12 protein-coding genes are annotated in these 14,790 nt (G+C 70.2%); all 12 read right to left on the bottom strand.

The genetic code is table 11. The features are described 5' to 3' along the window. Positions 1–282 precede the first annotated feature (282 nt). Positions 283–1,620, bottom strand: a complete 1,338-nt coding sequence (locus K9S39_RS15550) for an MraY family glycosyltransferase (RefSeq protein WP_248863936.1) — start codon at positions 1,618–1,620, stop codon at positions 283–285. A 127-nt stretch (positions 1,621–1,747) separates the two neighbouring features. Further along, entirely contained in the window at positions 1,748–3,145 is a 1,398-nt protein-coding gene (locus K9S39_RS15555; RefSeq protein ID WP_248863937.1) for a serine hydroxymethyltransferase, read from the bottom strand. 180 nt (positions 3,146–3,325) lie between these two features. Next, complete coding sequence (locus K9S39_RS15560; protein ID WP_406707944.1) at positions 3,326–4,003, bottom strand: arsenate reductase/protein-tyrosine-phosphatase family protein; 678 nt, start codon at positions 4,001–4,003, stop codon at positions 3,326–3,328. Beyond that, entirely contained in the window at positions 4,000–4,647 is a 648-nt protein-coding gene (locus tag K9S39_RS15565) for an L-threonylcarbamoyladenylate synthase (protein ID WP_248863939.1), read from the bottom strand. The genes K9S39_RS15560 and K9S39_RS15565 overlap by 4 nt, the downstream gene beginning before the upstream one ends. A gap of 52 nt (positions 4,648–4,699) precedes the next feature. Next, positions 4,700–5,545, bottom strand: a complete 846-nt coding sequence (gene prmC, locus K9S39_RS15570) for a peptide chain release factor N(5)-glutamine methyltransferase (protein WP_248863940.1) — start codon at positions 5,543–5,545, stop codon at positions 4,700–4,702. Positions 5,546–5,579: 34 nt separating this feature from the next. Beyond that, entirely contained in the window at positions 5,580–6,659 is a 1,080-nt protein-coding gene (gene prfA / locus K9S39_RS15575; protein WP_248863941.1) for a peptide chain release factor 1, read from the bottom strand. A 150-nt stretch (positions 6,660–6,809) separates the two neighbouring features. Beyond that, a complete protein-coding gene (rpmE, locus tag K9S39_RS15580) occupies positions 6,810–7,031 on the bottom strand; it encodes a 50S ribosomal protein L31 (RefSeq protein WP_248863942.1) in 222 nt (73 codons plus the stop codon). 164 nt (positions 7,032–7,195) lie between these two features. Further along, positions 7,196–8,317 (bottom strand): LCP family protein, encoded by a 1,122-nt coding sequence (locus K9S39_RS15585; protein ID WP_248863943.1) that lies wholly within the window; start codon positions 8,315–8,317, stop codon positions 7,196–7,198. 366 nt (positions 8,318–8,683) lie between these two features. Beyond that, a complete protein-coding gene (gene rho / locus K9S39_RS15590) occupies positions 8,684–10,747 on the bottom strand; it encodes a transcription termination factor Rho (RefSeq protein WP_248863945.1) in 2,064 nt (687 codons plus the stop codon). A 370-nt stretch (positions 10,748–11,117) separates the two neighbouring features. Continuing rightward, positions 11,118–12,035: a homoserine kinase gene (thrB, locus tag K9S39_RS15595; protein ID WP_248863946.1), complete on the bottom strand. Its 918-nt coding sequence runs from the start codon at positions 12,033–12,035 to the stop codon at positions 11,118–11,120. Between the two features lie 336 nt (positions 12,036–12,371). Then, on the bottom strand, positions 12,372–13,457 hold the full coding sequence (thrC, locus tag K9S39_RS15600; protein WP_248863947.1) for a threonine synthase: 1,086 nt from the start codon (positions 13,455–13,457) through the stop codon (positions 12,372–12,374). An 8-nt stretch (positions 13,458–13,465) separates the two neighbouring features. Then, positions 13,466–14,758, bottom strand: coding sequence for a homoserine dehydrogenase (locus K9S39_RS15605; RefSeq protein WP_248863948.1), 1,293 nt, complete (start codon positions 14,756–14,758; stop codon positions 13,466–13,468). Positions 14,759–14,790 lie beyond the last annotated feature (32 nt).

Below are 14,790 nucleotides of genomic sequence, written 5' to 3' on the forward strand. Positions count from 1 at the left end.
TCCGGCAAAGGGTGGGGGTGGTGTCGTCGAGGACGAGCGTAGACCCGGCTTGAGGCGAGAGCCTGAGGCCAAAGCGCCCTCGCACCATGGCTCTTCGGACCCGCCACCGGGTCTCGTGAACGGTATCACAAACTATTTGATGAGGTCTTTACCTGGTTCGTGTGGACCTTGTCACACGTGAGCGTGAACCCGATCGTTGGTGCACTGACGGCTCGACTTTTGTCTGGTATGGGGTGGGGCGCCCCGATTCGGGATGCGGGACACGCCGCCCGACGCACCGGTTCAGCGATGACTGTCCGCCTTACGGCGGCCCACGAAACGTGACCTGTCACCGATCGCGGTGGCGCCGTGGAGGCCCGCGGGGACCGGTTCGCGCTCCTCGCCCGGACCGTCGGCGCCCGCACCGTCCGCCGCCGCGGCCGTCACCGCCGACTCCCGTACGACCCTCCGGTAGCGCGGCGGAACCATCCACTCCGCCCAGCGCGGGGCCCGCGGCGTGAAGCGCGGCAGCAGGAGCAGCACCAGACCAACCGCGCTCAGCAGCACGATGCCGAGGACGATCCACATGCTGGCGTTGTTCACGGAGTAGGCGACCGCGCCGAAGGCGATCAGCGCCGACCAGAAGTACATGATCAGCACGGCCCGGCTGTGCGAGTGCCCGATCTCCAGCAGCCGGTGGTGGAGATGTCCCCGGTCCGCGGCGAACGGAGACTGGCCGTTCCACGTACGCCGCACGATCGCCAGAATGAGGTCGGCCACCGGCACCGCGATCACCGTCAGCGGAAGCAGCAGCGGAATGTAGACCGGCACCATCGCGTGCGTGGCCTCGCGCAGCCCGCCCGCCTTCTGGCCCAGCAGGTCCGGGTCGACCTGGCCGGTCACCGAGACCGCGCCGGCGGCCATCACCAGACCGATCAGCATCGAGCCGGAGTCACCCATGAAGATCCGCGCCGGGTGCATGTTGTGCGGCAGAAAGCCCAGGCACATCCCCATCAGAACGACCGAGAACAGCGTTGCGGGCGCGGCCGCCTCGATGCCATAGCCGAACCACATCCGGTACGCGTACATGAAGAAGGCCGCCGCGGCGATGCACACCATGCCGGAGGCCAGCCCGTCCAGACCGTCGACGAAGTTCACCGCGTTGATGGTGATCACGACCAGCGCGACGGTCAGCAGTGTGCCCTGCATCGGGGTCAGCGAGACGGTGCCGACACCGGGGACCGGGATCCACAGGATCGTCAGCCCCTGGAGGACCATCACACCCGCGGCGATCATCTGCCCGCCCAGCTTGACCAGCGCGTCCACGCCCCACTTGTCGTCCAACACCCCGAGCACCCAGATCAGGGCGGCGCCGGAGAGCAGCGCCCGCGGCTCGTTGGACTTCGCGAAGACGTCGCTCATATTCGTCAGATGCGAGGCCACCAGCAGACCCGCGCACAGCCCGCCGAACATCGCGATGCCGCCGAGCCGCGGTGTCGGCTCGCGGTGCACATCACGCGCGCGGATCTCCGGCATCGCACCGGCCGCGATCGCGAACTTCCGCACCGGCCCGGTCAGCAGATAGGTCACCGCGGCCGTGACGCACAGCGTCAGCAGGTATTCACGCACGGGCTGCCCCATTGGTATAGCTGGCCATCACAGCCACACACCATATGCGTGTCGGCCCTGTGGCCGTGAATACAGGGGAATGAATCCAGGGGGATGAGTACCGGGAAAGACGCGTGCCGTCACCGAACGGTTCCGGCCGTCAGGCGCGATCGGGATAGGGCGGGAACCGGTGCGCCAACGCGACGGTCTCCTGACGCGCCGAGGCGTCCTCGCGCAGCGCCGCGCCGATCAGCTCGGCGATCCGGAGCATCTCCGGCTCGCCCATCCCCTGCGTCGTCACCGCGGCGGTACCCAGCCGGATACCGGTCCTGCGCGCGGCGAGGACGGTGCTCCCCGGGCCGGCCTTCGGGTAGGTCCCGCAGGGCAGCGCGCAGGTGTCCAGCACGATCCCGGCCGCCGCCAGCCGGCCGCGGGCGGTCTGTGCGTCCAGGCCGAGCGGTGTGGTGTCGGCGGTGATCAGATGGGTGTCGGTCCCGCCGGTGGTGACCGTCAGCCCCTGTCCGGCCAGCGCCTGGGCGAGCCCGCGGGCGTTGACGATCACCTGATGGGCGTACCCGCCGAAGGCGGGCGTGGCGGCCTCCCCGAAGGCGACGGCCTTCGCGGCGACCGCGTTCATCTGGGCTCCCCCCTGGCTGAACGGGAACACCGCCCGGTCGATCCGCTCGGCCAGCTGCGCGCCGCACAGGATCATCCCGCCGCGCGGCCCGCGCAGCACCTTGTGGGTGGTGGCGCACACGACATCGGCGTACGGGACCGGGCTGGGCGCCGCTCCCCCGGCGATCAGCCCCATGGGGTGCGCCACGTCCGCGATGAGATAGGCGCCGGTCTCGTCCGCGATATCGCGGAACGCGGCATAGTCCATGTGCCGCGGATAGGAGATGGAGCCGCAGACGATGGCCTTGGGCCGGCGCTCCAGGGCGAGCGCGCGGATCGCGTCGTATTCGAGGAGCCCGGAGTCCTCGTCGACGCCGTAGCCGACGAAGTCGAACCAGCGGCCGGAGAAGTTGGCGGACGATCCGTGGGTGAGGTGCCCCCCGTGTGGCAGGGACATCGCCAGGACGGTGTCGCCGGGGCGCAGCAGGGCGGCGTAGGCGGCCAGTACGGCCGAAGACCCGGAATGGGCCTGGACGTTGGCGTGTTCGGCGCCGAAAAGGGCCTTGGCGCGTTCGATGGCGATCCGCTCGGCGAGGTCGACGATCTCGCAGCCGCCGTGGTGCCGGGCACCCGGGTATCCCTCGGCGTATTTGTTGCCGAGCGGGGAGCCGAGGGCGGCGAGGACCGCGGGCGAGGTGAAGTTCTCCGCGGCGATCAGCTGGAGCCCGTCGCTCTGACGCGTGCTCTCACCGAGCAGCACCCCGGCGATCTCGGGATCCTGATGGAGCAGGGCGGCGAAGTCGGGGGCACCGGCCGGTGCCGTGCCGTCACGGGCGGCGGCCCGTGCCCGCTCCTCGGGCGTCTCGGCCCTGGGGGCCACGGTGTCCTGGGTGCCGCTGCGGGATGACGCGGTGCTGCGGGATGACGCGGTGGTGGCGGGCATCGCTTGCTCCGGGCCTCGTACGGGGGACGTAGCTCCCAATGTAGGCGCGGCGGGGCGATAGGGCGCGGTGGCTCGTGGCTTCCGGCGAAAGTGACCACTACGGCTGTGCCGCACGGGCCCCGCCCCCGGACACGTCCCCCGGACGGACCCAGGACCTTGTCGGAAGGCCCGACCCAGGCCCTAGGCGCGGGCCGGCACTCCCGTGAGGGCCGTGACCACCGGATCGAGCGCCTGGTTGATCTCATCGCCGATGGAGCGGAAGAAGGTGATGGGCGCGCCGTACGGGTCGTGCACCTCGTCGGACTCCGGGCTGGGCGCGAGCAGCCAGCCGCGCAGCGCGGCGGCCGCGCCGACCAGCGCACGGGCGCGTTCGACCAGGCCGCCGTCCGGCAGCTCCGGATCGGGCTCGGGCAGCGTGGCGGGGTCTATGGCCCGCACCAGCCGGTTGAACTCCTTGAGCGTGAACGTCCGCAGGCCCGCGGAGTGGCCCATCGAGATGACCTGGGCACGGTGGTCGCGGGTCGCGGTCAGCACCAGGTCGGCGCGGATGACGTGCTCGTCCAGCAGCTCACGGCCGATGAACCCGGCCGGGTCCGCGCCGTAGTCGGCGCACACCGTCGCGGCGTGCGCCTCCATCGGGGCGCCTTCGTGGCCCCAGGTGCCGGCGCTCTCCACCACCAGGCCGCTGCTGTGCGTCTCGCCGAGCCGCAGTCGCAGGGCATGGCGGTGCAGCCGCTCGGTGATCGGCGAGCGGCAGACATTGCCGGTGCTGACGTGGAGGATCCGGAACAAGGGTGCAGGGGGGAGGAAGGGGGCATCGCCTGGTCCCGCTATGCCACGCCCCAGGGGCGCCATCAATTGGCCACCTCAAGCTCGGGAACCACCTTGCGCAGCTCGTCCGCGCTGATCGCGCCCTCCCGCAGCAGCACCGGGACCGTGCCGGTGACATCGACGATGGAGGACGGCACGGCGGCGGGTGTCGGGCCGCCGTCGAGGTAGACGGAGACCGCGTCGCCGAGCATCTCCTGCGCGGCGTCGCAGTCCTGCGGGGACGGGTGGCCGGAGAGGTTGGCGCTGGAGACCGCCATCGGGCCGAAGTCGGTCAGCAGCTCGATCGCGACGGGGTGCAGCGGCATCCGCACCGCGACCGTGCCACGGGTCTCGCCCAGATCCCAGGTCAGCGACGGCTGGTGGTTGGCGACCAGGGTCAGCGCGCCCGGCCAGAAGGCGTCGACCAGCTCCCACGCCTGCTCGGAGAAGTCGGTGACCAGCCCGTGCAGGGTGTTCGGGGAGCCGACGAGGACCGGGGTGGGCATACCGCGGCCGCGCCCCTTGGCCGCCAGCAGATCGGCGACGGCCTCGGGGCTGAAGGCGTCCGCGCCGACGCCGTAGACGGTGTCGGTCGGCAGCACGACCAGCTCGCCGCGGCGGACGGCCGAGGCGGCCTCACGCAGACCGGTCGCGCGGTCGGTCGCGTCGCTGCAGTCGTATCGCCGTGCCATCAGCGGTCCTCCTGTCCGGAACGGTTGTGGGGGTTCATCGGGGCGCCGGCCGTCATGGCGTCGCCCGGCGCGCGGTGGCGAAGCGGGGCCTGTTGTTCAGGTCGGGGTGGTCGGCCGCGTCCGCCCACCCCTTCTCCTCGGTGAAGATCCACGGCACCTGCCCGCCCTGGGTGTCGGCGTGCTCGACGACGACGACGCCGCCGGGCCGCAGCAGACGGTGCGCGGTGCGTTCGATGCCCCGGATGGTGTCCAGGCCGTCCTGACCCGAGAACAGCGCGAGTTCGGGGTCGTGGTCGCGTGCCTCGGGCGCGACGTACTCCCACTCGGTCAGCGGGATGTACGGCGGGTTGGAGACGACCAGGTCGACCTGACCGTCCAGTTCGGGAAGCGCGGTCAGCGCGTCGCCGTGATGGAGAACGACGCGGGACCCCTCGACGTTCTTGCTGGCGTAGCGCAGGGCCTCTTCGGACAGCTCCACGGCGTGCACCCGCGAGCGCGGCACCTCCTGTGCCAGGGCGAGCGCGATGGCGCCCGAGCCGGTGCACAGGTCGACGATCAGCGGCTCGACGACGTCCATGGCGCGCACCGCGTCTATCGCCCAGCCGACCACCGACTCGGTCTCCGGGCGGGGCACGAACACCCCCGGCCCGACGGCGAGTTCGAGGTAACGGAAGAAGGCGCGGCCGGTGATGTGCTGCAGCGGTTCGCGCGCCTCACGGCGGGCGACGGCCTCCCAGTAGCGGGCGTCGAAGTCCGCGTCGGGGACCGCGTGCAGCTCGCCCCGCTTGACCCCGTGCACATGCGCGGCGAGCTCCTCCGCGTCGAAACGCGGTGAGGGCACGCCGGCGTCGGCCAGCCGCTGGGTGGCCTGGGCCACCTCGGCGAGCAGCAGGTTCACGGGGCTTCCTCCTGGTGCGCTGGGTGCTGCGGTCTTACTGGGCGGCGGCGAGCTTGGCGGCCGAGTCGGCGTCGACACACGCCTGGATGACCGGGTCGAGCTCGCCGTCGAGCACCTGGTCCAAGTTGTACGCCTTGAAGCCGACCCTGTGGTCCGAAATGCGGTTTTCAGGGAAGTTGTACGTGCGGATGCGCTCCGAGCGGTCGACCGTCCGCACCTGGCTGCGCCGGGCGTCCGACGCCTCCCGCTCGGCCTCTTCCTGGGCGGCGGCCAGCAGCCGGGAGCGCAGGATGCGCAGCGCCTGCTCCTTGTTCTGGAGCTGGCTCTTCTCGTTCTGGCAGGAGACGACGATGCCGGTGGGCAGGTGCGTGATACGGACCGCGGAGTCGGTGGTGTTGACGGACTGGCCGCCGGGGCCCGAGGAGCGGTAGACGTCGACCCGCAGGTCGTTGGCGTTGATCTCGACGTCGACCTCCTCGGCCTCGGGCGTGACCAGCACACCGGCCGCGGAGGTGTGGATCCGGCCCTGCGACTCGGTGGCGGGCACCCGCTGGACGCGGTGCACCCCGCCCTCGTACTTCAGCCGCGCCCAGACGCCCTGTCCGGGCTCGATGGCGCCGGCCCCGCCCTTGGTCTTCACGGCGACCTGGACGTCCTTGTAGCCGCCGAGGTCGGACTCGTTGGCGTCGAGGACCTCGGTCTTCCAGCCGACCCGCTCGGCGTAGCGCAGATACATCCGCAGCAGGTCGCCGGCGAACAGCGCGGACTCCTCGCCGCCCTCGCCGGCCTTGACCTCCAGGATGACGTCCTTGTCGTCGCTGGGGTCGCGGGGCACGAGCAGCAGCCGCAGCTTCTCGGTGAGGTCCTCGCGCCGGACCTCCAGCTCCTTGACCTCGTCGGCGAAGTCCGGGTCGTCCGCGGCGAATTCACGCGCGGTCTCGATGTCGTCGCCGGTCCGCTTCCAGGCGCGGTACGCCGCGATGATCGGGGTCAGCTCGGAGTAGCGCTTGTTGAGCCGCATGGCCTCGCGCTGGTCGGCGTGGACCGCGGGGTCGGCCAGCCGCCTCTCAAGATCGGCGTGCTCGCCGATCAGTTCTTCGACCGCCTCGAACATCTTGGGTTCCTCTGCTGGCTGACGGTGCCTGTCCGGGGGACGCCCCGGGCCCCGGCGGGAGGGCCGGGCGCGTGGACGATGCTGCAAACAAAGGCGCCGGTCCGGTCACCCCTGAACAGGGGCGACCGGAGACCGGCGCCTTGCGGGTCGCTACTTCTTGGCAGCGGCGGCCTTGCCGAAGCGGGCCTCGAAGCGGGCCACGCGGCCGCCCGTGTCCAGGATCTTCTGCTTGCCCGTGTAGAACGGGTGGCACTCGGAGCAGATGTCGGCGCGGATGCTGCCGCCGGCGACGGTGCTACGGGTGGTGAACGACGCGCCACAGGTGCAGCTGACCTGGGTCTCGACGTACTCCGGGTGGATGTCGCGCTTCAAGGGATTCTCCTAGGTTCGGGAGTGCTCCGGGTCGTGGTGCGGGTTGCCTCACGTGAACCGGAGCCGACGGTCCAGTCTGCCAGGACTCGCCGTATCTCCCAAAACCGGGGGACGTCCGCACCTATTCCCCCCACCGGTCCCCGGGCCCCGGACAGGCCACGGCCCTACTGCACGTAGCTGTCCGTGCCGCCCTTGTCACCCGCGGAGTCCTTGATCGCTGACGGGGGAATGGCCTGGTCCTGCCGCAGCGCGTCCCAGACCTGCCGGCTCTGCATCTCCAGCGGCAGCACCCGGTCCGGGTCGACCTTGTCGTATGTCACCGGCAGCGTCACCATGTCGACGTTCTCCGCGCCGATGCCGCCCAGGCTCTTGGCCAGCCCGGTCAGTTCGCCGACCGAGTCGAGGTCGGTGTCGGTGGTGATGGCCTTGGTGGCGGTGTCGGCGACGTCGTAGAGCTTGGCGGGGCTGGTCAGCAGGCCGATGCTCTTGACCTGCTTCATCAGCGCCTTGATGAACGTCTGCTGCAGCTGGATCCGGCCCAGGTCGCTGCCGTCGCCTCCGGGGACGCCGTGCCGGGTCCGTACGAGACCGAGTGCGTTCTCGCCGTCGAGGGTGTGCTTGCCGGGCGGCAGATGCAGATGGCTGCTGTTGTCGTCGATCGCCTTGGTGGTGGTGATGTCCACACCGCCCAGCGCGTCTATCAGCTTCTTGAAGCCGGTGAAGTCGACCTCGATGAAGTGGTCCATACGGATCCCGCTGATCGACTCGACGGTCTTGACGGCGCAGGCCGGGCCGCCGACCTCGTAGGCGGTGTTGAACATCGCCCGCTGCGATCCGGGGACGTTCTTGCCGTCCTTGGTGCAGTCGGGCCGCGGGATCAGGGTGTCACGGGGGATGCTGACGACGCTGGCCTTCTTGTGGCCCTTGTAGACATGCACGATCATCGCGGTGTCGGAGCGCGCGCCGCCCTCGTCTGGGCCGTACTCCGCGTTCTTGCCGGCCCGGGAGTCGGACCCGATCACCAGGATGTCCATCGAGCCGTTGTCGATGTTTTTCGGCCGGTCGCGGCCGAGCGCGGCGTTGATGTCGATGCCCTTGAGGTTGCCGTTGAGCTTGAAGTAGACGTAGCCGAGTCCGGCTCCGCCGAGCAGTACGGCGCTGATCAGCGCGCACAGGCCGATGGTCAGGGCCCGGCGGCGTCGGGTCGGACTCTTGCGCCGGCGGCCCGTGGGCCGTATGCCGCGGGCACGGCTTCCGGCCGCCTTCGTCCCGTTGCTGTCCGCCATCTGCTCCCCAGTCCTTGCGGTCTCTGCTACCCCTCGCCGCCACCGTGTTCCGTGCTGTCACGGCTGTTGCGCCTTGTCAGACGGGAGGTCGACCGGAAGGGTTGCACAGCGCTGTATGAGTGCTTTCTTAGAAAAACGGGCCGCGGTCACCTGACGGCACGCGGCTCCCTTCTGCCTCACCTGGGCTTTCGAGCCGGTTTCAGCCATGGCCGAAACCGATCCGCAACAGGCGACTTTGTGCGGAACGTCTCAGCCGCGACCGGCCCGCGGACGGCGTTCCTCACACCGGGCCGCCGCCGTACGCGGGCAGCACGAAGCCCTCCTCACCACAGGGGCGAGGAGGGCTTCGTGGCGGCGCTACGGGCGTCAGTCGTTGCCGTTGGTCATGCCCGGCGTCGTCTTCTGGATCTGCAGCAGGAACTCCGCGTTGGACTTGGTCTGCTTCATCTTGTCCAGCAGCAGCTCGATGGCCTGCTGCTGGTCCAGCGCGTGCAGCACCCGGCGCAGCTTCCAGACGACGTTCAGCTCGTCGCTGCCCAGCAGGATCTCTTCCTTACGGGTGCCGGACCCGTCGACGTCCACCGCCGGGAAGATGCGCTTGTCGGCGAGCTTGCGGTCGAGCTTGAGCTCCAGGTTGCCGGTGCCCTTGAACTCCTCGAAGATCACCTCGTCCATCCGCGAGCCGGTCTCGACCAGCGCGGTGGCCATGATGGTCAGGGAACCGCCGTCCTCGATGTTGCGCGCGGCACCGAAGAAGCGCTTCGGCGGGTAGAGCGCGGTCGAGTCGACACCACCGGACAGGATGCGGCCGGAGGCGGGCGCGGCAAGGTTGTACGCACGGCCCAGACGGGTGATGGAGTCCAGCAGCACGACCACGTCATGCCCCAGCTCGACGAGCCGCTTGGCGCGCTCGATGGCCAGCTCGGCGACGGTGGTGTGGTCCTCGGCCGGGCGGTCGAAGGTCGAGGAGATGACCTCGCCCTTGACCGACCGCTGCATGTCGGTGACCTCTTCGGGCCGCTCGTCCACCAGGACGACCATCAGATGGCACTCGGGGTTGTTGCGGGTGATCGCATTGGCGACCGCCTGCATGATCATGGTCTTGCCGGTCTTCGGCGGTGCCACGATCAGACCACGCTGGCCCTTGCCGATCGGCGCGACCAGATCGATGATCCGGGTCGTCAGACCGCCCGACTCGCCCTCCAGACGCAGCCGCTCCTGCGGATAGAGCGGGGTCAGCTTCCCGAACTCGGAGCGCTGGCGGCTCTGTTCGGGCGCCACGCTGTTGACGGTGTCCAGCCGGACCAGCGCGTTGAACTTCTCGCGCCGCTCGCCGTCCTTGGGCTGGCGGACCGCACCGGTGACGTGGTCACCCTTGCGCAGACCGTTCTTGCGGACCTGGGCGAGCGAGACGTACACGTCGTTCGGGCCGGGCAGGTAGCCGGAGGTCCGGATGAACGCGTAGTTGTCGAGGATGTCGAGGATGCCCGCGACCGGGATCAGGACATCGTCCTCGGACAGCTGCGGTTCGTTGCCGAAGTCGTCGCGGCCACGGCGGCCACGGCGGTCGCGGTAGCGGCCGCGACGGCCCCGGCGGCCGCCCTCGAATTCGTCGTCATCGCCACGGCGGTCACGCTGGCGGTTGCCGCCCTGGCCGCCGCCGTCCTCACCCGCGTCGCCCTTGCGGCGGTCACGGCCGCGCTGGCCACGGTCCCCGCGGTCGCCCTTCTGGCCGCGGTCCTGGCGCTCACCACGGTCCTGGCGCTCACCGGTCCTGGCCTGGCGGCCCTCGCCGGTGTCCTGCGTGGCGACCGCGGCCTCGGCCTTGGCGTCCGCCTTGGTCGTCGTCGTGTCGGCCCGCCCCTCGACCTTGGTCTCGGTCTTGAGGTCGCCGGAAGCGGCCTCGGGGCTGCCCGCGGCGGCGGTGGCCCGGCGCCGGCGGCGCTCGCCGGCCGGCTGCTCGTCACTGACCGGCTGGCCGGGGATCTCGATCTGCTGCTGGCCCGCGGACTTTTCTGCCTTGTCCGCCTTCTCGGCCTTCTCCGGCTTCTCGGCCTTGGCAGCCTTGGCGGGGCGCTCCGCGCCGTCCTCGCCGGTGCGGGCCTTGGAGGTGGTACGGCGCTTGGGCCTGGTCTCGGTGTCGGCGGGCGCGTCGGCCTTGGCCGCGGCGCCCGAGCCCCCGGCCTGCTTCTCCTTGATGACCTCGATCAGCTGGCTCTTGCGCATCCGCGCGGTGCCCTTGATGCCGAGGCCGGAGGCAACCTGTTGCAGCTCTGCCAGGACCATGCCGTCAAGGCCGGTACCGGAACGGCGTCGCCGCGAGGCAGGGGCTGGGGCAGCACCGGTGGCAGGCGCGGCGGGAGCGTCCGTGGCGGGCGCGGTGGCACTGCCATCGGTGCGCACGCCCATCAGATCGGTGGTGTCGCTCACGAAGGGTCCTTCCCTGGAGCGGACGTCGGCCTGTCTGGCTCGGCGACCGGTTGTGCTGTCCGGCTGTGGTCCTTCGGTCTTGCGGACCGGAGCCGGGGCGGTGGTCCCGCCGGATACGGCGGAGAGATCAATTCATGGTTCCGGCGAGCGAATGAGAGTGACTTCGTCACGCCGAATTCCGGAGCGTGCTCACTACTGCTCAGGCCATTGCTCCAAGCAGTTTGGGAGGCTCCCGGAAGAGAGTGGTCCCGATGGGGGACACGAAGCACCGCGCCACACTGGCGTCGAGTACTGACTTGAGGTTAACACTACCGGATCCAACAAACATTCCCCCTCTCCAAGACCGGCAATCGTCGATCACTCTATGTGATCACCCGGCGAGCGGCAGTACACAGGTGCCCGCCTCGTCGAGGGTCAGCCGGTTCGCCGCCCACCCCTCTCCCGCCAGCGCCGCGACCTTGTCGGCCGCGGCCTCTTCGACCAGTGCGAGCACCGTCGGGCCCGCACCGGAGACGACTGCGGGGACGCCGTCCGCGCGCAGTCGGTTCACCAAGGCCATGCTCTCCGGCATCGCGGGGGCGCGGTATTCCTGGTGAAGTCGGTCCTCGGTCGCGGCAAGCAGCAGCTCGGGGCGCCTGGTCAGGGCCTCGACGAGCAGTGCGGCGCGGCCGGCGTTGGCCGCGGCGTCCCCGTGCGGGACGGTACGCGGCAGCAGTCCCCGGGCGGTCTCGGTGAGCACCGGTTTCCCGGGCACGAAGACCACCGGAACGATGGAATCGGCGGGATCCATCCGGATCGCCCGCGCCGATCCGGTGTCCATCCAGGCCAGCGTGAACCCGCCCAGCAGACAGGCGGCGACGTTGTCGGGGTGGCCCTCGATCTCGGTGGCCAGCTCCAGCAGCGCGGTGTCGTCGAGTTTCTGGTCGGCGCCTATGGTCACGGCGCGGGCGGCGACGATACCCGCGCAGATGGCGGCCGAGGAGGACCCGAGGCCGCGGCCGTGCGGAATGCGGTTGGCGCAGACGATTTCCAGGCCGCGCGGCTGTCCGCCGAGCACTTCGAACGCCGTGCGCAGGGACCGTACGAGCAGGTGGCTCTCGTCGCGCGGGAGGGTGTCGGCCCCCTCACCTGCGATGTCGACGTGCAGACCGGAGTCGGCGACCCGCACCACGACATCGTCGTACAGCCCCAGGGACAGACCCAGGGCGTCGAAGCCGGGACCGAGATTGGCGCTGGTGGCGGGGGTGCGCACCCGGACGGCGGCGGCGCGGAACGCGGGACCGGCCATCGCTCGATGACTCTCCTTGATTGATGCTGCGGTACTGCCCCAGAACACCGCGGCGCCGAGGCGCCCGGCCGGTTCATGGGGTCTGTTCTGACTTGCCCTGCACACCACTGCGTTATGCCGTGGGGAGGGGAGTTGATTGCCAGCCTATCGAAGGAAGGTTCTGTGGCGACATAGGGCGCACAGGAGGCGCACGATGCGTGTCGCATGCCTCCTGTGCCCCGACGCTTCCCCCGGCCGGACTTTGCAGGCTTTGCACCATTTGCTGGACGGGCTGACGGGACCTCTGCCGCCCGGGACCGTCAGGCATTCGCGGGACCGGCCCGTGGACCGTACGCGCTACACCAGGCCAAGGTACTCGGCCGCGACATCCGCGTCGATCGGCACCGTGACCGGCTGCGGCGCGCCGGCCACCGCCCAGTCCGGGTCCTTGAGGCCGTTGCCGGTGACCGTACAGACGATCCTCTGGCCCGGGTCGACCCCGCCCTCCTCGGCGGCCTTGAGCAGACCGGCGACGGACGCGGCCGAGGCGGGCTCCACGAACACGCCCTCCTGGGCGGCCAGCAGCCGGTAGGCGGCGAGGATTTGACGGTCCGTCACCTCACTGATGAGGCCGCCGGACTCGTCCCGGGCCTGCTCGGCGAAGGCCCACGAGGCGGGGTTGCCGATACGGATCGCGGTGGCGATGGTGTGCGGGTCCTTGACGGCCTCACCACGCACGATCGGCGCGCTGCCGGACGCCTGGAAACCCCACATCCGTGGGGCGCGGGAGGAGACCCCGTCAGCGGCATACTCCTTGTAGCCCCGCCAGTACGCCGTGATGTTGCCGGCGTTGCCGACGGGCAGCACATGGATATCCGGGGCGTCGTCGAGCATGTCGACGATTTCGAAGGCGGCGGTCTTCTGGCCCTCGATGCGCACCGGGTTAACGGAGTTCACAAGTGCGACGGGGTAGTTGTCGGACAGCCCGCGGGCCAGTGTCAGACAGTCGTCGAAATTTCCGTCGATCTGAAGGATCTTCGCGCCGTGCACCAGCGCCTGGCCCATCTTGCCGAGCGCGATCTTCCCCTGCGGGACGAGCACGGCGCAGACCATGCCGGCCCGCACCGCATAGGCGGCGGCCGACGCGGAGGTGTTGCCGGTGGAGGCGCAGATGACCGCCTTGGCGCCCTCCTCCTTCGCCCGCGTGATGGCCATCGTCATCCCGCGGTCCTTGAACGACCCGGTGGGGTTGGCACCCTCGACCTTGAGGTGCACCTCGCAGCCGGTGCGCTCGGAGAGCACCTGGGCGGGCACCAGGGGGGTGCCGCCCTCCCGGAGGGTGATGACCTCGGTCGTGTCGCTGACCGGAAGCCGGTCACGGTATTCCTCGATGATTCCGCGCCACTGACGGCTGGTGGTGGTCACGGTGGAATTGGCAGACATGGGTTCCTTTACTCCCCTTCGACCCGCATGATGCTGGCGACACCGCGGACGGTGTCCAGCTCGCGCAGTGCCCCGACGGTCGACGACAGGGCCGCGTCGGCCGCTCGGTGGGTGACGACGACGAGGGACGCCTCGCCGTCCTTGCCCTGTTGACGGACCGTATCGATCGATACGCCGTGCTCGGCGAAGACCATCGCGACCTGCGCGAGAACGCCGGGCTTGTCGGCCACGTCGAGACTGATGTGGTACCGCGTGACCACCTCGCCCATGGGGCTCACGGGCAGCGCGGTGTACGCGGATTCACCCGGCCCGGTGGTGCCGGCGACCTTGTTGCGGCAGACCGCGACCAGGTCACCGAGGACCGCGGAGGCGGTCGGTGAACCGCCCGCGCCCGGCCCGTAGAACATCAGCCGGCCGGCCGCGTCGGCCTCGATGAAGACCGCGTTGTACGCCCCGCGCACCGAGGCGAGCGGATGGCTGAGCGGGATCATCGCGGGGTGCACCCGGGCGGTGACGGAGCCGCCGTGGGCGGCCCGCTCGCAGATGGCGAGCAGCTTGACCGTACAGCCCATCCGCTTGGCCGAGGCGATATCGGCGGCGGTGACCTCGGTCAGCCCCTCGCGGTGCACATCGTCGATGGTGACCCGGGTGTGGAAGGCGATGCCGGCCAGGATCGCGGCCTTGGCGGCGGCGTCGAAGCCCTCGACGTCGGCGGTCGGGTCGGCCTCGGCGTAACCGAGCGCGGTCGCCTCGTCCAACGCCTCGGAATACCCCGCTCCGCTCGTGTCCATCTTGTCGAGAATGAAGTTCGTGGTGCCGTTGACGATGCCGAGGACGCGGTTGACCTTGTCGCCGGCGAGCGATTCGCGCAGCGGCCGGACCAGCGGGATCGCGCCCGCGACGGCGGCCTCGTAGTACAGATCCGCGTCACTGGCCTCGGCCGCGGCATGCAGCGCGGCACCGTCCGCGGCGACCAGCGCCTTGTTCGCGGACACCACGCTCGCACCGTGCTCCAGGGCGGTGGTGATCAGCCCCCGCGCGGGCTCGATACCGCCGATCATCTCGACCACGACATCAAGGTCGCCGCGTTTGACGAGCGCCATCGCGTCGGTGGTGACGAGCTCCGCCGGGATGCCCTCGCGCACCTTGTCCGGGCGGCGGACGGCGATCCCGGCGAGCTCGACGGGCGCACCGATACGGGCCGCGAGGTCGTCGGCGTGCGTCGTCATGATGCGAGCCACCTCTGAGCCGACCACACCACAGCCCAGGAGCGCCACCTTCAGCGGACGCGTACGCATCATTCGACCTCTGCTTTTCATCGATCCCGTTTTCC

The organism is Streptomyces halobius (assembly GCF_023277745.1).
Taxonomy (GTDB): Bacteria; Actinomycetota; Actinomycetes; order Streptomycetales; family Streptomycetaceae; genus Streptomyces; species Streptomyces halobius.